This is a genomic window from Streptomyces sp. NPDC046900 (genome assembly GCF_040644975.1).
Taxonomy (GTDB): domain Bacteria; phylum Actinomycetota; class Actinomycetes; order Streptomycetales; family Streptomycetaceae; genus Streptomyces.
This window is the reverse complement of the sequence record NZ_JBEYXD010000008.1, coordinates 130628-150256: the sequence shown is the minus strand read 5'-3', so window position 1 is coordinate 150256 and position 19629 is coordinate 130628. Positions and strand designations below refer to the sequence as shown.

19 protein-coding genes are annotated in these 19629 nt (G+C 69.2%); 14 read left to right on the top strand and 5 right to left on the bottom strand.

Annotated elements, in window-relative coordinates:
- Positions 1-27 precede the first annotated feature (27 nt).
- A complete protein-coding gene (locus ABZ904_RS11260) occupies positions 28-894 on the bottom strand; it encodes an oxidoreductase (protein ID WP_360998293.1) in 867 nt (288 codons plus the stop codon).
- A gap of 310 nt (positions 895-1204) precedes the next feature.
- On the opposite strand from ABZ904_RS11260, the gene ABZ904_RS11255 reads away from it, so the two are divergent.
- The 5 genes from ABZ904_RS11255 (at position 1205) to ABZ904_RS11235 (ending at position 3531) form a co-directional block, all read left to right on the top strand.
- The gene (locus ABZ904_RS11255) at positions 1205-1897 is read left to right on the top strand and encodes a nucleotidyltransferase family protein (RefSeq protein ID WP_360998192.1); all 693 of its coding nucleotides are present in this window, start codon (positions 1205-1207) and stop codon (positions 1895-1897) included.
- Positions 1897-2184: a hypothetical protein gene (locus ABZ904_RS11250; protein WP_360998190.1), complete on the top strand. Its 288-nt coding sequence runs from the start codon at positions 1897-1899 to the stop codon at positions 2182-2184. Before ABZ904_RS11255 ends, ABZ904_RS11250 begins: the two co-directional genes overlap by 1 nt.
- Positions 2181-2942, top strand: coding sequence for a metallophosphoesterase (locus ABZ904_RS11245; protein WP_360998188.1), 762 nt, complete (start codon positions 2181-2183; stop codon positions 2940-2942). The genes ABZ904_RS11250 and ABZ904_RS11245 overlap by 4 nt, the downstream gene beginning before the upstream one ends.
- A gap of 144 nt (positions 2943-3086) precedes the next feature.
- Complete coding sequence (locus ABZ904_RS11240; protein WP_359391422.1) at positions 3087-3338, top strand: DUF6400 family protein; 252 nt, start codon at positions 3087-3089, stop codon at positions 3336-3338.
- Entirely contained in the window at positions 3325-3531 is a 207-nt protein-coding gene (locus tag ABZ904_RS11235) for a hypothetical protein (protein ID WP_359391423.1), read from the top strand. The genes ABZ904_RS11240 and ABZ904_RS11235 overlap by 14 nt, the downstream gene beginning before the upstream one ends.
- A gap of 106 nt (positions 3532-3637) precedes the next feature.
- Here the strand turns inward: ABZ904_RS11235 and ABZ904_RS11230 are convergent, their stop codons facing one another.
- Positions 3638-3853: a hypothetical protein gene (locus ABZ904_RS11230; protein ID WP_361822584.1), complete on the bottom strand. Its 216-nt coding sequence runs from the start codon at positions 3851-3853 to the stop codon at positions 3638-3640.
- Between the two features lie 241 nt (positions 3854-4094).
- On the opposite strand from ABZ904_RS11230, the gene ABZ904_RS11225 reads away from it, so the two are divergent.
- A complete protein-coding gene (locus ABZ904_RS11225; RefSeq protein WP_359391425.1) occupies positions 4095-4700 on the top strand; it encodes a gamma carbonic anhydrase family protein in 606 nt (201 codons plus the stop codon).
- 115 nt (positions 4701-4815) lie between these two features.
- On the opposite strand, the gene ABZ904_RS11220 is transcribed toward ABZ904_RS11225, so the two are convergent.
- Entirely contained in the window at positions 4816-6450 is a 1635-nt protein-coding gene (locus ABZ904_RS11220) for a fucose isomerase (protein WP_361822582.1), read from the bottom strand.
- 240 nt (positions 6451-6690) lie between these two features.
- Positions 6691-8169 carry an FGGY family carbohydrate kinase gene (locus tag ABZ904_RS11215; RefSeq protein WP_359391427.1) on the bottom strand — a complete coding sequence of 493 codons (1479 nt, stop codon included), beginning with the start codon at positions 8167-8169 and terminating at the stop codon, positions 6691-6693.
- A gap of 284 nt (positions 8170-8453) precedes the next feature.
- On the opposite strand from ABZ904_RS11215, the gene ABZ904_RS11210 reads away from it, so the two are divergent.
- From ABZ904_RS11210 to ABZ904_RS11195, 4 genes are all read left to right on the top strand, one after another.
- Positions 8454-9500 carry a glycoside hydrolase family 172 protein gene (locus tag ABZ904_RS11210; protein WP_361822578.1) on the top strand — a complete coding sequence of 349 codons (1047 nt, stop codon included), beginning with the start codon at positions 8454-8456 and terminating at the stop codon, positions 9498-9500.
- 89 nt (positions 9501-9589) lie between these two features.
- Positions 9590-10957 (top strand): sugar ABC transporter substrate-binding protein, encoded by a 1368-nt coding sequence (locus ABZ904_RS11205; RefSeq protein WP_359391429.1) that lies wholly within the window; start codon positions 9590-9592, stop codon positions 10955-10957.
- Positions 10954-11916 carry a sugar ABC transporter permease gene (locus ABZ904_RS11200; protein WP_361822575.1) on the top strand — a complete coding sequence of 321 codons (963 nt, stop codon included), beginning with the start codon at positions 10954-10956 and terminating at the stop codon, positions 11914-11916. Before ABZ904_RS11205 ends, ABZ904_RS11200 begins: the two co-directional genes overlap by 4 nt.
- The gene (locus ABZ904_RS11195; RefSeq protein ID WP_361822572.1) at positions 11906-12772 is read left to right on the top strand and encodes a carbohydrate ABC transporter permease; all 867 of its coding nucleotides are present in this window, start codon (positions 11906-11908) and stop codon (positions 12770-12772) included. Before ABZ904_RS11200 ends, ABZ904_RS11195 begins: the two co-directional genes overlap by 11 nt.
- 73 nt (positions 12773-12845) lie before the next feature.
- Here the strand turns inward: ABZ904_RS11195 and ABZ904_RS11190 are convergent, their stop codons facing one another.
- The gene (locus tag ABZ904_RS11190; protein ID WP_359391432.1) at positions 12846-13856 is read right to left on the bottom strand and encodes a LacI family DNA-binding transcriptional regulator; all 1011 of its coding nucleotides are present in this window, start codon (positions 13854-13856) and stop codon (positions 12846-12848) included.
- A gap of 254 nt (positions 13857-14110) precedes the next feature.
- On the opposite strand from ABZ904_RS11190, the gene ABZ904_RS11185 reads away from it, so the two are divergent.
- From ABZ904_RS11185 to ABZ904_RS11170, 4 genes are all read left to right on the top strand, one after another.
- A complete protein-coding gene (locus tag ABZ904_RS11185; RefSeq protein ID WP_361822569.1) occupies positions 14111-14338 on the top strand; it encodes a DUF2945 domain-containing protein in 228 nt (75 codons plus the stop codon).
- Between the two features lie 468 nt (positions 14339-14806).
- The gene (locus ABZ904_RS11180; RefSeq protein ID WP_360998171.1) at positions 14807-15634 is read left to right on the top strand and encodes an FAD binding domain-containing protein; all 828 of its coding nucleotides are present in this window, start codon (positions 14807-14809) and stop codon (positions 15632-15634) included.
- Positions 15631-18348, top strand: a complete 2718-nt coding sequence (locus ABZ904_RS11175) for a molybdopterin cofactor-binding domain-containing protein (RefSeq protein WP_360998169.1) — start codon at positions 15631-15633, stop codon at positions 18346-18348. The genes ABZ904_RS11180 and ABZ904_RS11175 overlap by 4 nt, the downstream gene beginning before the upstream one ends.
- Positions 18349-18353: 5 nt before the next feature.
- On the top strand, positions 18354-19328 hold the full coding sequence (locus ABZ904_RS11170; RefSeq protein ID WP_360998167.1) for an antibiotic biosynthesis monooxygenase: 975 nt from the start codon (positions 18354-18356) through the stop codon (positions 19326-19328).
- Positions 19329-19629 lie beyond the last annotated feature (301 nt).

The window sequence follows — 19629 nt, the reverse complement described above, 5'->3', positions numbered from 1 at the left end:
CCCCACCGTGCCGTGCGGCTGAGTCCCTTACGCCCCGATGGCGTCCAGTTCGGCGACGGCGTAGGCGGGCAGGACCAGGTCGGCGGCGGCGATGTTCTCGCGCAGGTGGGAGAGCGAGGAGGTGCCGGGGATGACGACGATGCCCGGCGAGCGCTGGAGCAGCCAGGCCAGAGCGACCTGTTGCCGGGATGCCTCGAGGCGGGTGGCGACCTTGTCGAGGGTCTCGGACTGCAGCGGGCTGAAGCCGCCCAGCGGGAAGAACGGGACGAAGGCGATGTTCTCGTCCGCGCACCGCTGCACCAGGGCGTCGTCCTGCCGGTTGGCCAGGTTGTAGAGGTTCTGCACGGTGACGACGGGCGCGATGGCCTGGGCCTCGGCGAGCTGCGTCGTGGAGACACCGCTGAGCCCGAGGTGGCGGATCAGGCCCTGCTGCTGGAGCTCCGCCAGGGCGCCGAACTGCTCGGACAGGGGCTCGTCGTCGGTGGTGTCGTGACCGCCGACCCGCAGGTTGACCACGTCCAGGGTGTCCAGGCCGAGGTGGGTGAGGTTCTCGCGGACCTGTTCCTTCAGATCCGCGGGGTCCAGAGACGGGATCCAGCTGCCGTCGCTGCCCCGGCGGGCGCCGATCTTGGTGACGATGTGCAGACCTGCGGGATACGGAGCGAGGGCTTCCCTGATCAGCTCGTTGACCACGACGGGACCGTAGAAGTCGGCGGTGTCGATATGGGTGACGCCGGCCTCCACCGCCGCGCGCAGCACCGCGAGCGCCTGGTCACGGTCCCTGGGCGGCCCGAAGACGTGCGGACCCGCCAGTTGCATCGCGCCGTATCCCATACGGGAGACCGTCACGCCGTCCGCCAGAGTGACCGTACCGCCGGCGAGGGTGGTGACCATGGTGTTCCTCTCGTTCACACGTTCGACATTGCTCCCCGGAGCGGCAACGACGGACGGTGTGCCGTTCCGACCCGGAGTGACACGTCCATCCTCGGGGCGGCCCGTTCCCGCAGGTAGTTCCCTGAGGTTCCTGGGAGTGACAGGGCCAGGCGCCTTCGGCCCGGGACCATCCGGCGGTCCCGGTCTGTCCGGCGCCCGGGTTCCGAGCCGTGTCGACGAGGAGGTACCGGGTACTCACACGGGTGCACGCAGCCGTCCGGTCCGGTACGCGCAGCCGGCGGACTGCTCTCGTTCGGCAGAGGGGGTGGTCATGACGCAGTCCGGGGAGCCCGCGCCCCCTGCCCGTGGAGCGGAGGAACCCGAGGTGCGCCCGGCGACGGCGCGGGCCGGGCAGCCGCCGCGGCCCGAGACGCGGCCGCAGGAGGCCGAGCAGCTGCCCCCCGATCACAGCCGGGCGATTCTTGAGGCGACCAAGCGGGTCGGCGTCCTTCTGAAGCGGAAGGGGCACGCCTTCGCGCTGGCCGGGAGCGTCGCCGTCTATGCGCACGGCGGCAGCGAGAACCTGCAGCACGACGCCGACTTCTGTGTGTCGCCCGATGACGCCGAGGCGGTCACGGACACGCTGCGGGACGCGGGGCTGACCGTGTACCGGCCGCCGGAGGACTGGCTGATGAAGGCCGAGTGCTTCGGCCAGGACATCGACATCATCTTCGAACTGGCGCACAAGCCGGTCACCTCCGACATGCTCGCACGCGCGCGGGAACTCCCGGTCGACTCGGTGCGCATGCCGGTGCTGGCACCCACCGACCTGCTCTGGAGCCTGATCGCCGCCTTCTCGGAGCACCACTGCGACTTCGGCGCGGTTCTCCCCGTGGCCCGCGCGCTGCGCGAAAAGGTCGACTGGGACCGGATGCGCCGGGAGTGCGAGGACGATCCCATGCCTGCCGCCTTCTTCTTCCTTCTCGAACGCCTCGACGTCATCGCCCCGCAGAAGGAGACGTGATGAACCAGCACAGCGCAGAGGGCGCACCCGGTGCCCAGGCCGCGCAGAACACGGAGTACCGCGTCGCCCATCTCCTCGAACGTCTGGCCGAAGGGCACGCCGGTGAGCTGGGTGTACGGATCGAGGTCCGCGGCGAGGCGGTGATGGTGACCGGCACCGTCGCCTCCGTTCAGTGCCGTGAGGAGGTCCTCGGCACCGTCCGCGAGGAACTCGCCGGAGTCCCGGTCCACTGCGACCTCGTGGTCGCCGAGAACTCGGCGCCCGACCAGGCCGAGGAGCTCGCATGATCCGGGTGGCAGCCGTCGGGGACATCCACATGGGGCCCGGCAGCCAGGGGGCGCTTCGCACCGCTTTCGAGAGCCTGTCGGAGTGCGCGGACCTCCTGCTGCTGGCCGGGGACCTCACCCGCCACGGAACCCCGGAGGAGGCCGGGGTGGTGGCGAGGGAGATCCGGGACCTGCCGGTCCCGGTCGTGGCGGTCCTCGGCAATCACGACCACCACGACGAGCGCCCGGAGGAAGTCGCGGCGATCTTGGAGGGCACCGGCGGCGCACGGGTCCTCGAGGGCAGCGCCACCACCCTGACCTGCGCCGGCACGCGCGTCGGTGTGGCAGGTACCAAGGGGTTCGGCGGCGGCTTCGTCGGCCGCAGTGCCGGGGAGTTCGGCGAGCCGCTGATGAAGGAGTTCGTACGGTGCTCACGCCGCAGCGCCGACGCCTTGCGGCAGGCTCTGGAGGAACTGGACGAACAGCGCTGTGAGGTTCGTATCGCCCTCACCCACTATTCCCCCGTGCCGGAGACCCTGGCCGGTGAACCTCTGGAGATCTATCCGTTCCTCGGCAGCTATCTGCTTGCGGAGGCGATCGACACCGCCGGCGCGGACCTGGCGGTGCACGGACACGCGCACGCGGGCACGGAACACGGCATGACGAGCGGCGGGGTCAAGGTCCGGAACGTGGCCCAGCCCGTCATCGGGCGGGCCTTCCGGGTCTACCACCTACAGGTGCGGGAATCCCTGGCAGCGAGTGCGGCCGACGGAACGTAGCCGGGCCCTGACCAGTCGTGATGATCCTGGGACAAGGCGCCCCGGTCACGTGACCAGGATCTCGCTCCAGATCTGTCCGGAAATCGGACAAACCCTGGTAGGAAGGAGCGGATAGTTTTCCATTTCCTCCAGGAAAGCCCGCTCATGGCCCACGAGAACACCCACGACCATCACATATTCGAGATGGATCTCACCGCTGACGAAGCGCGCCGGCGGGCGGCGTTCTACACGGCGATGGGGCCCCACTGGGACCCGATCACGGCCATGGCCGACGAGGACGCGGCGTATCGCATGCTCTACTCCGGCCTCGACGAGCACCAGCGGCAGATCTACGACCGCCTGGTGGCAGCCGGAGTGCTGCCCGCGGGCCTCGGTGACGCCCGTGCTGCCGATTGATCCCCACGCCGACAAGGCCCGCCGGGCCTGGCTCCCGTGCCCGCGATGCCGGGACCACGAGAACTGCGAGAACTGCCTGGCGGGCCGGACCTGCCGAGTGCACTGGCGCTATCTGCTGTCCAACGCGGGACACGTGGTCCATCTGCAGTGCCCCAACTGCACCCACATCTGGGTGCACGACACCTCCGCCTGACGGGGCACAAGGCACGCTTTCGCTGGACGCGGCCCTGGCCGCATCACATTGACTCGACCATGACCTTCAGCCGTCGCACGGCTGTTCCGAACCTGCCCGACCGAGGTCAGATCGTCGACGTTTCCCGTTCCCTGCGGACGAATTGAAGGATGTGCTCCGGGGAGCCGGCGCGCATGCTCGTGCTGCGGACGTCGGGAAAAGCCGCCTGAGCGAGACGGGCCAGCGAGTCTCCGGGCCACATCTGGACGAAAAGGCGGGCCCCCCGCTCGTAGAGGACGCTGGCCGCGTCGTACCAGCGGACCGGGTGGGCGACCGAGGGCACAAGGTCCTCGCGTACGGCGGATACGGTGCGCAGCGTGCGGTCGCTCCCGTTCTCACCCGGTTCGCACCCCCGAAGGGACGCTCTGCGTGAAGACCAGGGGCGTTTCGGGCACCGGGCGAGGGCTACCCGGAGTCTCGTCCCGGGAGGTGCCCGCGGACACGGCGCAGGCGATCCTCCGCCTGGCGGGGAAGACGGCTGGTCTCTGCCGGTGATGGGCCGGTGCTTGCGTTGGAGGGGATGCATGCTGATCGAGCACCGGGGCCGCAGGCCTGTCGTACCGGACTCGGCCTATGTCGCGGCCTCCGCCACGGTGTGCGGGGCCGTTGTCCTCGGCGAGGGTGCGCGCGTGCTGCACGGAGCCGTGCTGACCTCGGAGGACGGAGAGGTCACGGTCGGGGAGAACACCGTGGTGATGGAGAACGCGCTGGTGCGCGGACGGTCGGGGCGCCCCGCGGTGATCGGGGACGCCGTGATGGTCGGACCGCACGCGCACGTCAACGGGACACGCGTGGAGGACGAGGCGTTCCTCGCCGCCGGCGCCTCCCTCTTCCCCGGAGCGGTCGTCGGCGCCGGCGCCGAGGTGCGGATCAACGGGGTGGTGCACGCCAATTCCCGGCTCGAGCCGGGGACCGTCGTGCCGATCGGCTGGATCGCCGTGGGCGACCCGGCCCGGCTGATCTCTCCCGACCGGCACGAGGACATCTGGGCCGTGCAACGGGAACTGGACTTCCCCGGAACGGTCTACGGGGTTCCGCGCGGCACCTCGATGCGCGAGATCATGTCCCGGCAGAGCGAGTTCTACGGCTCCCATCGTCGGGACAGGCCCCTCGGTGACGACGGGCGATGAGCCCGGGCACGGCAGTCGTTCACTGTCCGGTGCGCGGTGTTCCGCCGGTGCGGCGGCGGAACACCGCGACATGACCGCGCCGCGCACGTCGGGCCGGTGGGGCCCGCCGGTGCGGCTACAGCGCCACGTCTCCGCACAGGTGCACCTCGACGCCCAGCTCGGCGAAGAGGGCCGCCTTGGCGCGCAGTGCCTTGTCCGCGGTCGCCGCGTCGGGGGCGTAGGCCACGTTGAGATGGTTGGCACGGTGGCGGGCCATGAACTGGTCGCGGCTGACGCCGTGCAGCACCGCGTGCATGATCGGCCACTGTTCGTTGGTGGCCTTCAGCCTGCGCAGCGTCTCCTCTTCCGGCAGCTCGATCGCGGTGGCACGGCCGAGGTCGACATGCAGTCGGCCGTCCATCAGGAACACCCGCGACCAGACGACCTCGCCCGGCTTGGACACCCCGCTGAGGGTGCCGCCGCCGAGCGGGAAGAACATCGGCGGCTGCCGCGTGCTGTACGACTTGTCGTAACCGCCGTTGTGGGAGGCGGGCACCGAGCCGGAGATCTCGAAGACCCAGACGAACCGGCCGTCGTACTCCTCTCCCCAGCGGATGTCGTGCAGGGTGGTGGCCGGGTCGAGGCCCATCGCGGTCCAGATGCGGTTGGTGACCAGGGAGTCCACGGCGACACCCTCGTCCACCTCGTTGAAGTGCGGCAGGGGTGCGCCGGCGTACAGCACGCGGGCGCCGTCGCGGCTGGACACCGGGGGGCGCTGGACGTTGTTGAGCAGACCCTCGGCGAGGTCGCTCGCCGGGACGGTGTCCTTCAGGCCCTGCTGGTACTGGATGCCGACCGCGTCGAGGCCGAAGTCGTCGGCGATGCGCAGCGCGGCGATGTACATCTTGAACTGGCTGAGCAGCTGGGCGTCGGTGAGCTCGGTGGCCTCGTCGGTACCGGTGTGGAACCGCATACCGGCGTGGTCGAGCCAGGCGCGGACCGCCTGCGCCTCCTCGTCCGGGACCCTGTTCATCTCGGCGACCAGGGCGCTCTGCGACAGGCGCTCCTTGTAGATGCCGAGCGGGTTGAGGAACTCGTCGTCGATGATGGCGTTGTACATGCCCATGCAGCCCTCGTCGAAGACGCCGATGATCGCCTTCTCCTCGCGCAACTGGCGGGCCAGGGCCACGCCCAGCTCCGTCTCGGGGTCTTCGGGCAACGGCGGCAGCGGGTGCACATGGCTGGTGTCGTGGGTGAGGACGCCGGTGTCCAGCCAGGTGCGCAGGCCGTCGCGGGCCCAGTCGTCGGTGAAGTCGGCGCTCCACAGCACGGAATACTGCCGACCGGCCTTGGTGAGGCTGCCGGCCAGATTCAACAGGCCGACCAGACCGGGGAATTCGCCGCTCCAGTTGGCGACGACCAGGATCGGGCCGCGATGGTCGCGCAGTCCGGCCAGGACGTGGTGGCTGTACTGCCAGACACCTTCGACGACGATCAGCGGCGCGTCCTTGGGGAGGGTCTTGAACACCTCGATGCCGGCGCGCTGGCTGTCGATGAAGCCGTGTCCCTTGGCCGCGTCGTGGTCATGGCCGCGGCGGACCTGCCAACCGAGGTCGGTCAGCGCCGCGGTGAGGTCTTGCTCCAGCTTCTCCTGAGTCGGCCAGCAGGTGACGTTGGCGGCGGGGCGCAGGTCACCACTGGCCACGGTGTAGACGGTGCGGGGCTCGGCGGGAGCCGGCCGGCTCGGCGTGGGCAGGGTGTACGCGGTCATGCGATCTCCGTTGGTGTGCGTGTGGTCCGGGGTAGGTGCGGGCCCGGGGAGCCGATGGACGCCGACGCGGTCGCGGTCGGCGCGGATGCGGCAGGACTGTTGCCGGGCCCGGGCGGGGGAGTACGGCGGCGGCAGCCGCGGTGGGACCGGCGGTGCGCGTCAGCCCTTCGTGCCGCCGCGATGGCTGACGCGCACCGGTGTGGGAGCCGGTCGGGGAGACCGGCTGTCGGGCCGTCGGCCTCAGCGCTGCTGGAGCGGCGCAAGGGCGTGGACGGTCGCCGAAGTCTCGCGGTACAGCCGCCGGTAGAGGCCGTACAGCTCGTCGTAGCGGGCTCGGTGCTCCGCGCGCGGTGTCACGATCTCGCGTACCGGGTTCCAGGCGTCGATGTCGGCATCCCCGGCGAGCTGTGCCGCGAGCAGTGCGCCGCCGTAGCTCGCGCCGATCGTGGTGGTGCGCACCTCCTGCGGTCGCCCGGTGATGTCGGAGACGATCTGCGTCCACAGGGCGCCCTGGGTGCCGCCGCCGACGGCGACCACGCGGCGGATGTCGCCGCCCGCCTCCTCGATGACCTCGATGTTGTGGCGCACCCCGAACCCGGTGGCCTCCAGCGCGGCCCTGTAGAGGTCGCCGCGGGTGTGGGACAGCGTGAGTCCGGCGATCACCCCGCGGGCGTCAGGGTCCATGATCGGGGTGCGTTCGCCGGAGAAGTACGGAAGCATCAGCAGGCCGCCCGCGCCGGGACCCGACTCGCCCGCCAGACGGGTCAGTTCGGTGTGGTCACCACCGGTGAACAGGTCGCGCAGCCAGTTGGTGACCGCCCCCGAGGTGGCCATGCCGCCGGCCAGGTTGCGGGTGCCGGGCAGTGCGCCGACCGTGCCCCACAACGAGGGGCTGGTGATCGGCTTGGGCACGGTGTGGATCAGGAACATGGTCGTGCCATACATGAGCATCAGGTCACCGGTGTTTTGTGCGCCGACGCTGAGGGCCTCGGCCCAGGCGTCGACAGTGCCGGTGGTGACGGGGATCCCGGCGGGCAGGCCCGTCGCGGCGGCTGCCTCGGTGGTGACGGTGCCGGCCGCCTCGCCGGGCCAGCGCAGCGGCGGCAGTTCGATGCCGGGGGCCACGTCGTCGGCCCACGGGCCGTACCACTCGCCCGCGTGCGTGTCGTACAGCGGGGTGCACTGGCTGGCCGAGTGCTGGTCCAGCACATAGGCGCCGGTGAGCTTACGGACCAGCCAGGAGCTGGGCATATAGAGGCGGCGGGCGCGGGCGTATATCTCGGGCTCTTCCTCGGCGACCCAGGCGATCTTCGGCCCGGCGGCCTGGGTGGAGAGCGCGGAGCCGCCCCGGCGGATGATTTCCTCGGCGCCGAGCCGTTCCTCGATGCGGTGGATCTGGCGGACCGAGCGGGTGTCGACGCCGTAGAGGATCGCGGCGCGCAGCGGGGTGTCGTGCTCGTCGGTGAGCAGGACGCAAGGGCCCATCCCGCTGACCCCGACGCCGAGCACGGTGGTGTCGCCCGGGCCGGTCAGCTCGCGGGTGAGTTCCGTGAACTCGCGCCACCACACGGCGGCGTCCATTTCGAAGCGGCCCGGGCCCGGCCTGGCCGGGGTGTGCTCCCGCACGGCCGAGCGGATCAGGGCGCCGTCGAGGCCGACAAGGACGCCCTTGCTGCTCGACGTGCCGATGTCCACACCGATGACTGCGTTACGAGGCATGACGGCACGCTGGCAGAAATCGATTTCAACGTCAAGAGGCCGTACAACGCCGAGTCTTATGGCCGAGAAGGCTCTGTCCAAACTACACAAGTAGGACGTTGAGTATCAGAATCATTCCCTCTCATCTCAGCTCTTGACACCCCCTGGAGGCCCCCCTACGTTTCGCTGAAATGGATTTCACAGGGGTGTGCGGCTCGGTCCGGGCCCGCCCCGCACTCAACCTTGAGGGCACAGACACGATGACGACCTTTGGACTCGACGGCATCTCCCACAGGACGCGTGCCGTGAGCCGTTCCATCAGCGCCGAGAACTTCACCGGTGCCAGGGGCGGTGGCGGCCGGGCCACCGAGGGCACCGGAGCGGTCGCGGCGAGCAGGCTGGGGCCGGGCTGGAAGATCTCCCCGAGCATCGACATCGCCGCGGGCGAGACCGCGGTGCTCGCCGACATCGAGGGGCCGGGCACCATCCGCCACCTGTGGTGCACCACCGACCCGCACACGGCCTGGCGGGGCACCCTGCTGCGGATGTACTGGGAGGACGAGGAGACCCCGGCCGTCGAGGTCCCGCTCGGCGACTTCTTCTGCAACGGCTGGAACACCTTCAGCCAGGTCTCCTCCGTACCCGTCGCGGCCAATCCCAACGGCGGGTTCAACGCGTACTGGCCCATGCCGTTCCGCCGCCGCGCCCGCATCACCCTGGAGAATCTGACCGCCGAGAAGGTCACCCTCTACTACCAGGTCGACTACGAGCTGGACGAGGTCGCCGACGACGCCTCCTACTTCCACGCCCAGTGGCGGCGCAGCCATCCCGTGCCGTTCGGCGCGGTGCACACCCTGCTCGACGGGGTCACCGGCGCCGGCAGCTATGCGGGCACGTACCTCGCCTGGGGAGTGAACAGCCCCGGCTGGTGGGGCGAGGGCGAGCTGAAGTTCTACCTCGACGGCGACGACGAGTTCCCGACGATCTGCGGCACCGGTACCGAGGACTACTTCGGCGGCGCCTGGAACTTCGACGTCCCCGGGCAGGGCTACACCGCCTACACCACCCCCTACTTGGGGCTGAACCAGATCCTGCGTCCCGACGGGCTCTACCGCAGCCAGCAGCGGTTCGGGATGTACCGCTGGCACGTCCTCGACCCGGTCCGCTTCTCCGAGAACCTGCGCGTCACCGTGCAGAGCCTCGGGATCGGCCCCGGCCAGGGCAACGGTCTGCCGCACCGCTACCGGCACACCGGCGACGACATCGCCAGCACCTCGCTCTTCTATTTGGACGCCCCGGCCTCCGCCTCCCGCCCCACCACACCGGACCTGCTGACCCTCGAAGTCGACTGAGTCCCCGCTCCCGTACTCCCGACCCGGTCCGCGCTTTCCTCAAGCCTCTCGTCAGCACACCCTCATCCCACTCCGACAGGAGCGCGCACATGCTCCAGCACGGTAACGAAGCCGGTCGCTCGGCCCCCTCGTCACGCCGGCGTTTCCTCACCGCGGCGGCGGGCGCCGGCGCGGCCCTCGCCGCCACGCCCCTGCTCACCGGTTGCGGCACGGCCCAGGCAAAGGGCGGCAACCTCCAGTTCTGGAACTTCTACGGCCCCCAGCGCTCGCCCGACCCCGCGATCAACGCCCAGTCCAAGTGGTTCGTGGACATGGTCGCGAAGTGGAACGCCACTCACAAGGCGCAGATCGACCTCGTCTATCTGCCGCAGCCCACCTACCTCAACGGCTTCAAGCTCCCGTCCGCCTTCGCCACCGGCGAGGGCCCGGACATCTTCCTTCTCTCGCCCGGCGACTTCCTGCGCTACTACAACGGCGGCGTCCTCGCCGACCTGACCCCGCACATGGACAAGGCCGCCATCGACGACTACGGCTCCGCACTGGACAGCCGCACGGTCGACGGCAAGGTCTACGCCCTCCCCATGGAGGTCGAGCCCTTGGCCATGTTCTACGCCCAGGACCTGTGGGAGAAGGCCGGCCTGTCCGAGGCCGACATCCCCACCACCTGGGACCAGATGCTCGACGTCGGCGACAAGCTGCGCACGGGGACCCGAGCGGGCCTCGTCTTCGAGACCAACCCCGGCTACTACCAGAACTTCACCTGGTACCCGTGGATGTGGCAGGGCGGCGGCGAGGTGCTGGACCACCAGGGCAACGTGGCCTTCGACTCCCAGGCCACCCGCCAGGCCCTCGGGCTGTGGCAGGATGCCGTGCGCCACGGCATCGCCCCGCGCACGCTGCCCGCCGCCGGCGATGTGATCGGCGGCTTCAAGGGCGGCAACGTCGCCATGTGGCAGCAGGGCATCTGGAACGTCTCCAGCTTCAAGGCGTTCGCCCCGAAGTACCGCTACGGCGTCTTCAAACTGCCGCTCCCGCCGGGCGGCAAGTACGTCACGGCGCTCGGCGGCTGGTCCTTCTGCGCCAACGCCCAGGGGCGCAACCCTGAGGCGGCGGCAGAGTTCTGCGTCTGGGCACTCGGGTCCATGAAGGACGACTCGATCAACCGGATGGTCGACTGGTGCATCGGCGCCAAGTCCGATGTGGCGCCCCGCGCCAGTGCCCTGGAACGCGGCGCCGCCAAGGGCGGCTACGACTCCGAGATCATGAAGAAGTTCAAGGACGAGATCTTCCCGGGCGGGCGCGCCGAGCCGCGCTACCCCCCGGTCGTCTACAAGGCCATCTCGGACGCCATCCAGGGCACCATGCTCGCCGGCCGCGGGGTGTCCGGCGAGGCGGCAAGAGCCGCACACTCCATCGCTGCCTACACCAAGAGCTACAAGGGGGCGAGCCTTATATGAGCAGCGTCGCCGCACAACAGCGCAGGCGCACCGCCACACCGGCGCAGGCACCCGCATCCGCGAGCGCGCCGAGACTCAGCCGCAAGCACCGCGAATGGCTGGCCGCGGGCCTCTTCATCGCCCCCGACGTGCTGGGGCTCCTCGTCTTCGTCGCGATCCCGATGGTGCTCTCCATTGTCCTGAGCTTCTTCCAGGTCAGCGGCTTCGGCTCGTACGAGTGGATCGGGCTCGGCAACTACCGGCGGATGATGCACGACCCGCTGTTCTGGGACTCGATGAAGATCACCGGCGAGTACGTGGTGATCCTCGTCCCCGTCCTCTTCTGCGTGAGCCTTGGCCTCGGCCTTCTGGTGAAGCAGAAGCTGCCCGGCGTCGGCGCCTACCGCACCGCGCTCTTCCTGCCGTACGTGATCAGCCTCGTGGTGGTCGGCGTGCTGTGGAAGTTCCTGCTCGACGAGCAGACGGGCGTGGTCAACCGGGCCATGCGCGCGGCCGGTTTCGACGGCGAGTCCTGGCTCGGCAGCCCCTCCCTGGCCCTCGGCTGCGTGATCGCCGTCATGGTGTGGGTGATGATGGGCTACTACATGATCATCTTCCTGGCGGGGCTCCAGGAGATCCCCAAGGAGTACTACGAGGCCGCGAAGCTGGACGGTGCGGGGCCCTGGACCACCTTCCGCACCATCACCTGGCCGCTGCTGCGCCCGACCAGCTTCTTCGTCCTGCTGATGTCGACGGTCGCGGCCATCACCGGCGGCCTGGACCTGATCTTCGTCCTGACCAACGGCGGCCCCGCCAACGGCACTTCGCTGGCGATCTTCTACATCTACCAGCAGGCCTTCGGATTCGGCGAGTACGGCTACGCGGCGGCCATGGGCTCGTTCCTGGTGCTGATCATGGTCCTGATCTCCGCCGTGATCTTCAAGTTCACCAGAGGCGGGAGGTTCGACGATGGCGAGTGACACCCTGAGGGCCCGGGCAGGCCGGGCGACCCGGGCCGGCGGGCGACGGCCCCGCTCGACACGCCTGACACTGACGGCGCTGGCCGTCGTACTGTCGCTGATCAGTATCTTCCCCGTGCTCTGGATGGTCACCTCGGCCTTCAAGACCCGGGCCACCGTCACCGACGGCAACCTGATCCCACGGGACTTCACCTTCGACAACTTCGTCTACGTCTTCACCGAGGTCCCCTTCGCCCGGTACCTCTGGAACAGCTTCTTCATCTCCGCGGTGATCACCGTGGCGGCGCTGTTCTTCCACTCCATGGCCGCCTACGCCCTGGCGCGGCTGCGTTTCCCCGGGCGCGAGAAGCTCTTCGGCGCCATCTTCGCGACCCTGCTGGTCACGGCTCCCGTCGTGCTGATCCCGCTGTTCCTGGTCGCTCGCGAGCTGGGCCTGCTCAACAGCTACGCCGGCCTGATCATCCCGGCCATCTTCAATGCGTTCGGCATCTTCCTGCTGCGCCAGTTCTACCTGGGACTGCCCAAGGAACTGGAGGAGGCGGCGATCGTCGACGGCTGCGGCCACTGGAGGGTGTACTGGAACATCGTCCTGCCGATGTCCCGCCCCATCCTCTCGGCCCTGGCGATCTTCTTCTTCCTCGCCAACTGGAACGCCTTCGTCTGGCCGCTGGTCTCCACCAACGACCAGTCCCTGACGGTGGTCCAGCTCGGCATCGCCTCGTTCCAGACCCAGTACAGCTCCAACTGGAACTACATCCTGGCGGCGGCCACGGTCGCGGCACTGCCCATGCTGGCCCTGTTCTTCGTGTTCCAGCGGCAGATCGTCGAGTCGATCAAGACGTCCGGACTGAAGTAGCTCCGGGCCCACGAAAAGGGGCGCGGTACCGGCAACCCGACCGGTACCGCGCCCCTTCGCGCGCTCCCCCCGCTCACGGCCCGGCGGTGCTCTCCCGTACCTGCAGCGTGGCGCGCAGCACCACCGTCTGCAGCGGGGACGGCTTGCCCTCGATGCGCTGCAGCAGCAGATCGGCCGCCGTACGGCCCAGCTCGTACGAGGGCAGCTCCATGACCGTCAGGGACGGCTGTATCAGCGAGGACCACGGCACGTCGCCGAAGGACAGCACTCCGATGGACGGCGGAGTGCGCCCGACCTCGCGGAGCGCGCCCAGGACGCCGATGGTCATGAGGTTGTTGGCCACGAACACGGCGTCCGGTGGCTCGGGCAGCGCCAGCAGCTCGCGCATCGCGGCCCGGCCACCCTCTACGCGGAAGTCGCCGTGGCGTACATAGGCGTCGTCGGCCGGAGCGGGGTCGGGCGCGGACCGCAACGCCATGCGATACCCGGCCAGGCGCTCCTCGGAGGTGGACGCACCCGGCGGGCCGGCGATGCAGGCGATCCGACGGTATCCGGCCCGCAGCAGATGACGGGTGGCCGCCTCGCCGCCGTGCTGGTTGTCCACCTGCACCGCGTCCACATCCGCCTCGTGAGGCCGGCGGTCCACGGCGACCACGGGTACGCCACGGGCGAGCAGCGGCCCGAGGTCCGTCTCGTCCTGCGAAGCCGCGGCGACGATCACGCCGGCCATCTGCTCGCCGAGGGCGACCTCCAGATAGCGGCGCTCCTTGTCGGTGTCCTCGTCGGAGTTGCACAGGACCACCGAGAAGCTGGTGCGCTGCGCGGCGTCCTCGACCCCGCGGGCGAGCGAGGTGAAGAACGGGTTCTCGATGTCCGGGATGATCAGGGCGATCACGCTGGAGCGCTGCTTGCGCAGCGACCGGGCGAGCCGGTTGGGCGCGAAGCCGAGAGCCTCGGCGGCCTGCTGGACGGAGAGGACGCGTTCCGGCGTCACCTTGCCGCCGTTGAACACGCGCGAGACCGTCGCTGGGGAAACCCCGGCGGCCCGCGCCACGTCATGGATCGTCACCACCTGAGTGCGCATCCTTTCACCGTGCGTGGGGCAACAGCCTACCCCGCTGTTGAAAAGGATTTCATCCCTGAATTGAGGCGGAACTGGCCCCTCCGCCGGTGGCGACTCGGAACCGTCGGCCGGTGCCACGCCCACCGGGGAATGCCCATGCCCCGCGCGATCGACTGACGCCCCTGCTCCTCCGCTCCGCCGGTCCAGAAGCTGCGCGGCGCTCGGGACGCCCTCACGCTGGACGTGCACTGTCCTCTCTGCGAGGGAGCGTCCGTATGGCGAAGGGCCGTCGTGAGACGAAGAAGCTGAAGAAGGGCGACCCGGTGGCCTGGAGCAGTCACGGCGGTCAGGCCGAGGGCGAGGTGGAAAAGAAGATCACCGAGCGCACCGAGGCGGCGGGCCGCACGGTGGACGCATCGCCGGACGGTCCGCAGTACCAGGTCCGCAGCCACAAGTCCGGCAGATCCGCGGTGCACAAGCCGTCCGCGCTGAAGAAGAAGTGATACGGCGAGGACGGACGCTCGGTACGGGACGTCCGGTGGCTGTTTGCCTTGATGGTCCGGGGCCACGACCCGCCTGGCCTGACGGCTGCCGCCGTGAACAGTGAGCACTGCGCCGGTGCGGCGACGACCCGCGACGCGAGTCAGGCGGCCACGGCGAGCGCCTCGGCGCCGGCGATCGCGGCGCCGACGCGGGTGTGGACGACCAGTGCCGCAGGACGATGCGACCCCGACGAGCAGGGTGACTGTCCGGGATGGGTCGGTTACTTTGAGCTGTCCTGGCCGGGCCCTCGTCCACATACTGCGATAAGCTGATGACGCATGTTTCTGGGCCCGCCGGTCCCTCGCGGCTCAGCCGCCCCGAACGGTGCGGGATGGCGGCCAATACCTGCTCGATCAGCAGGAAATCCACTCCAGCAGTGCCAGGGGACAGTTGTCTTCCCGCATTCCGTTTCCCGTGGGTCGGCTTTCATGGACCTCAACACCATCACCGAAGTAGTCCGGCGACCGTCCGAGCGGCCAGGCATGGACTGGCGCGATGGTGACGCCTGGCTCGCAGGCGGAACCTGGCTCTATTCCACGGAGCAACCGGACCTGCGACGGCTGATCGACCTGACGGCGTTGCGTTGGGAGCCCCTTGTTCCGACGGACAAGGGCCTGGAGATCAGCGCCACATGCACTGTCCGCGACCTGTACGCCTTCCCATGGCCGGAGGGCTGGACCGCCGGAATTCTTTTCCGGAAAAGCTGTGAGGCATTCCTGTCCTCGTTCAAGGTCTGGAACGCGGCGACCGTCGGCGGAAATATCTGCATGTCCTTGCCCGCCGGCCCGATGATCACGCTGACGGTCGCGTTGGAGGCCCAGTACGAACTGTGGGCGCCCGATGGCTCCGCGCGCTTCGTCGACGCCCTCGATTTCGTCACCGGCGACCACCGCAACGTTCTCGCCCCCGGGGAGATCCTCCGACGCATCACCATTCCGGAGCACGCGCTGCGCAAACGCACCGCGCACCGTCGCTTCGCGCTGACCCGGCTCGGCCGTTCGACGGTGTTCCTAGTCGGTACCCAACGGCTGGGAGCGAGTGACCTGGTGCTCACCGTCACGGCCGGCACCACACGGCCCGTCCGCGTCGTCTTCGACTCCCTGCCCGATGTCCGAACCCTGCGGCAGAGCATCGACGCCGTGCCTGCCGACGTCTGGTTCGCCGATCCCAACGGAACCCCTGACCACCGTCGGCATCTGACGCGGCACTTCGCCGAAGAGATCTGCCGGGAACTCACGGCTGGGGACCTGGCATGAGCTACATCGTGAACGGCAAGGCATTCGACCGGGAACCAGCCCCCGGCCAGTGCCTGCGCACCTTCCTGCGCGAGCTCGGCCACTTCGGCGTCAAGAAGGGGTGCGACGCCGGCGACTGCGGCGCCTGCACGGTGTGGCTGGACGGCGCACCCGTACACAGCTGCATCACCCCTGCGTTCCGCGCGGAGGGCCGGGAGGTGACCACGATCGAGGGACTTGGACGGCCCGGCGCCCCGCATCCCATGCAGCGGCAGTTCGAGGACGCCCCCGGGTTCCAGTGCGGTTTCTGCACCGCGGGGATGATCATGACGTCGGCGACCTTCACCGAGGACCAGAAGGCGGATCTGCCACGGGCGTTGAAAGGCAACCTCTGCCGTTGCACCGGATACCGGGCGATCGAGGACGCCGTGAAGGGCGTCAGCGCGGTGGAGACGGCAGCACCGGGCAAGGCCGTCGGGACGAGCATCGGCGCTCCCGCGGGCCACGACGTGGTGACGGGTCACGCCGAGTTCACCATGGACACGCACATCGACGGCATGCTGCACCTCAAGGTGCTGCACTCGCCCCACGCGCACGCCCGGATCCTCTCGATCGACAAGAGCGCCGCCCTCGCGGTGCCCGGCGTGCACCGGGTCTACACCTGGCAAGACGTACCGCGCAGACACTTCACCACGGCGATCCACACCGACCACCTGGTCGACCCGGACGACACCTGCATCCTCGACGACACGGTCCGCTTCGCCGGCCAGCGCGTCGCCGCGGTCCTGGCCGACACGGTCGGGGCGGCGGAGGAGGGCTGCCGGTGTCTCGCGGTCGACTACGAGGTGCTGCCGGCGGTGTTCGACCCGGAGGCGGCGATGGCCGACGGCGCACCCCAGCTGCACGGCTCCCACGATCCGTTCGTCCGCGACCCCGTCCACAACATCCTGCTCGAACTTCACTCGCACATCGGCGACGTCGACGCAGGATTCGCTGAAGCCGACGTGGTCCACGAAGGCACGTACTTCTCACCGCGGGTGCAGCACGCGCATCTGGAGACCCACGGTTCCATCGCATGGATGGAGGACGGTCGGCTGAACGTCCGCACCAGTTCGCAGTCACCGTCGATCGCGAAGGTCAAACTGGAGTACCTGTTCGCGCTGCGCCCGGATCGGGTGAGGGTGTTCTGCAGGCGCGTCGGCGGCGGATTCGGCGGCAAGCAGGAGGTGATCGCCGAGGACCTGGTCGCACTTGCCACCCTGGACACCGGACGGCCCACCTGCCTCGAGTACACCCGTGAGGAGGAGTTCACCACAGCCTCGCCGCGGCATCCGATGACCCTGACCGTCAAGCTCGGCGCGAAGGCCGACGGAACGCTCACCGCCCTCCAGGTACGCAACGTGTCGAACACCGGCGCCTACGGGAACCACGGCGGCGAAACGCTGTACGCGGGCGGAGCCGCCGTCATGATCTACCGCTGCCCCCACAAGAAGTACGACGCGTACTCCGTCTACACGAACACCGTGCCGAGCGGGGCGCTGCGCGGGTACGGGATGACGCAGCCGGCGTTCGCGGTGGAGTCGGCGATGGACGAACTGGCCCGCGCCCTGCACATCGACCCGCTGGAACTGCGCCGGCGCAACATCGTCCGGCCGGGCGAGCCCCTGGTGGCCCTGCACGACGGCCCCGACGACGTGGTCTTCACCGAGGACGGACTCGCCAAGTGCATCGACCTGGTCGGCGACGCCTTGGCCCGTACGGCCGACCGGCCGCCTCCCGGCCCCGAGTGGCTCGTCGGAGCCGGCGTGGCGAGTTCCCTGCACGAGACCGCGCCCCCGACGGAACACCTCTCCGAGGCCTGGGTCACCCTGGGCGACGACCTCATCTACGAACTGGCCGTCGGGACCGCCGAGTTCGGGGAGGGAACCTCCACGGCCCATGTCCAGATCGCGGCCGACCAGCTGGGCACGACGCCCTCGCGGATCCGTCTGGTGCAGTCCGACACCGACCGCACGGGATTCGACACCGGTGCCTTCGCGAGCGCCGGCCTCTTCGTGGCGGGCAACGCGGTCCTGCGGGCGGCCAACGCCGTGCGCGACCGCATCCTGGAATTCGCCGCGGCGCACACGGGCGTCCACGTCGTGATGTGCGTGATGGACGACGACGGTGTCGTCTGCGGGGACCGGCGGGTGTCGCTGGCCGAACTCGTCGCGCCGGCCCGGGCGCGTGGAATCCGATTCACCGCCGCACGCAAGGCGTACGGCTCGCCCCGGAGCGTCACCTCCAACACGCAGGGGTTCCGGGTCGCCGTGCACCGCGTGACGGGTGAGATACGGATCCTGTACAGCGTGCATGCGGCGGACGCCGGAGTGATCATCAACCCGGCGCAGGTCCGGGGACAGGTGGAGGGCGGTGTCGCGCAGGGGATCGGCTTCGCGCTGACCGAGAACCATCACGTCGACGACAACGGCGTCATGGTCAATCCGAACCTCCGGAACTACCGCATCCCCGCCTACGCCGACATCCCCCGTACCGAGGTCCTCCTGGTGAGCTCGGCGGATTCGACGGGGCCCATGCGGGCGAAAGGGATGGCCGAGTGCTGTATCAACCCGGTCGCCCCCGCGCTCGCGAACGCGGTGCATGACGCGACAGGCGTCCGCTACCGTGTGTTGCCGCTGACTCCGGAACGCATTTACGGCCGACTCCCTGCGGAGCAGTCGGTGTCGACAGGTTGAGCCGCATGAACACCGAAAAGAACCTAGCCGCCGCGGCGACGGCGATCATCGGTCAGAAGGTCCTGCCCGGGCTTGATCGGGAGTTCGAGTCGTGGCAGGAGGAGCTCAACGCCGCGGCCGCCTACTACCCCGGTTTCCTCGGCGCCGAGATCTCCCCGCCGACACCGCTGCAACCCGACTGGGTCGTCGTGTACCGGTTCGACTCGGTGGCGCATCTTCAGGCGTGGATCAACAGCGGGACCAGGCAGACATATCTCGACGTCGGTGCCAAGTACTTCGACGGGCCGGCGACCCAGCAGGTGGTCAGCAGCGGCAGCCAGTCACTGGATCCGCTGGTCACCGTGGTGGTCACCCATCGCGTCCCCCCGAACCAGGTCGACGACTTCCTCGACTGGCAGCACCACATGGTCCAGGAGGAGAGCAAGTTCGAGGGGTTTCGCGGGACCGAGCTCTTCCGCCCCATCGAGGGGCTTCAGGAGGAATGGACCACGCTGTACCGCTACGACAGCGCCGAGCACCTCGACGCCTGGCTGACGTCGCCCGAACGGCAGGAGGTCCTGGCCGAGGGTGAGAAGTTCAGTGACTTCAAGCTGCACACGATCGACAACTCGTTCGGCAGCTGGTTCGCCTTCGAGGGCAACGGCAAGCAGGCACCGCCGCCGCCCTCCGAGACCAGGACCTCCCTCGCCATCTGGGTCGGCCTGTACCCGACTGTCGTGCTGCTGACGCTCGCTCTGTCCCCACTGCACATGCCGCTCTGGATCGGCCTGCTCGTGGGCAACCTGCTGTCGAGTTTCATCATGAGCTTCCTGACCATGCCCTACTACGTGAACCCGCTGCTCGGGCGGTGGCTGCGGCCACCCCCGAACGAACCGGCGGCAAGAACCAACCTCCGTGGCCTCGGTGTCGTCGCTGTGGCGATGGCCTTCTGGGCTGTCGTCTTCTACCTCGTCACGGTCCGGTGGTGGACGCTGCCCTGACCGGCGACCGCACCAACGGTCGTCGTTGGGGAGGGTTGTATACGGGTCGGCGCCATGGTCGCCCGACAGGGCGTACACCAGGGTGCGATCGCAGAGCTCATGTCGCTGCCCGGCACGACTGCCCGTCCTTGACAATCCGGAAGCGGCTCAAGTCGCAGGGAGGTATCTGGGTGACAGGACGGCCTGAGTGGGATCGCGCAGCTGTGCCTGAATGGGGCCGGCTCCAGCGGTGAGAGCTGCAAGGCCAGGCACTCAAATCCGCCGCTGTAGAGTGAATGCACGCCTTTGACCTGCACAGAGC

Excerpts from the sequence above, each read along its gene's own strand:
- ABZ904_RS11250 (WP_360998190.1), top strand. The coding sequence starts at position 1,897 with ATGAACCAGCACAGCGCAGAGGGCGCACCCGGTGCCCAGGCCGCGCAG.
- ABZ904_RS11220 (WP_361822582.1), bottom strand. The coding sequence starts at position 6,450 with ATGACCGCGTACACCCTGCCCACGCCGAGCCGGCCGGCTCCCGCCGAG.
- ABZ904_RS11240 (WP_359391422.1), top strand. The coding sequence starts at position 3,087 with ATGGCCCACGAGAACACCCACGACCATCACATATTCGAGATGGATCTC.
- ABZ904_RS11245 (WP_360998188.1), top strand. The coding sequence starts at position 2,181 with ATGATCCGGGTGGCAGCCGTCGGGGACATCCACATGGGGCCCGGCAGC.
- ABZ904_RS11200 (WP_361822575.1), top strand. The coding sequence starts at position 10,954 with ATGAGCAGCGTCGCCGCACAACAGCGCAGGCGCACCGCCACACCGGCG.
- ABZ904_RS11175 (WP_360998169.1), top strand. The coding sequence starts at position 15,631 with ATGAGCTACATCGTGAACGGCAAGGCATTCGACCGGGAACCAGCCCCC.
- ABZ904_RS11205 (WP_359391429.1), top strand. The coding sequence starts at position 9,590 with ATGCTCCAGCACGGTAACGAAGCCGGTCGCTCGGCCCCCTCGTCACGC.
- ABZ904_RS11170 (WP_360998167.1), top strand. The coding sequence starts at position 18,354 with ATGAACACCGAAAAGAACCTAGCCGCCGCGGCGACGGCGATCATCGGT.
- ABZ904_RS11195 (WP_361822572.1), top strand. The coding sequence starts at position 11,906 with ATGGCGAGTGACACCCTGAGGGCCCGGGCAGGCCGGGCGACCCGGGCC.
- ABZ904_RS11190 (WP_359391432.1), bottom strand. The coding sequence starts at position 13,856 with ATGCGCACTCAGGTGGTGACGATCCATGACGTGGCGCGGGCCGCCGGG.
- ABZ904_RS11260 (WP_360998293.1), bottom strand. The coding sequence starts at position 894 with ATGGTCACCACCCTCGCCGGCGGTACGGTCACTCTGGCGGACGGCGTG.
- ABZ904_RS11180 (WP_360998171.1), top strand. The coding sequence starts at position 14,807 with ATGGACCTCAACACCATCACCGAAGTAGTCCGGCGACCGTCCGAGCGG.
- ABZ904_RS11255 (WP_360998192.1), top strand. The coding sequence starts at position 1,205 with ATGACGCAGTCCGGGGAGCCCGCGCCCCCTGCCCGTGGAGCGGAGGAA.
- ABZ904_RS11225 (WP_359391425.1), top strand. The coding sequence starts at position 4,095 with ATGCTGATCGAGCACCGGGGCCGCAGGCCTGTCGTACCGGACTCGGCC.
- ABZ904_RS11215 (WP_359391427.1), bottom strand. The coding sequence starts at position 8,169 with ATGCCTCGTAACGCAGTCATCGGTGTGGACATCGGCACGTCGAGCAGC.
- ABZ904_RS11185 (WP_361822569.1), top strand. The coding sequence starts at position 14,111 with ATGGCGAAGGGCCGTCGTGAGACGAAGAAGCTGAAGAAGGGCGACCCG.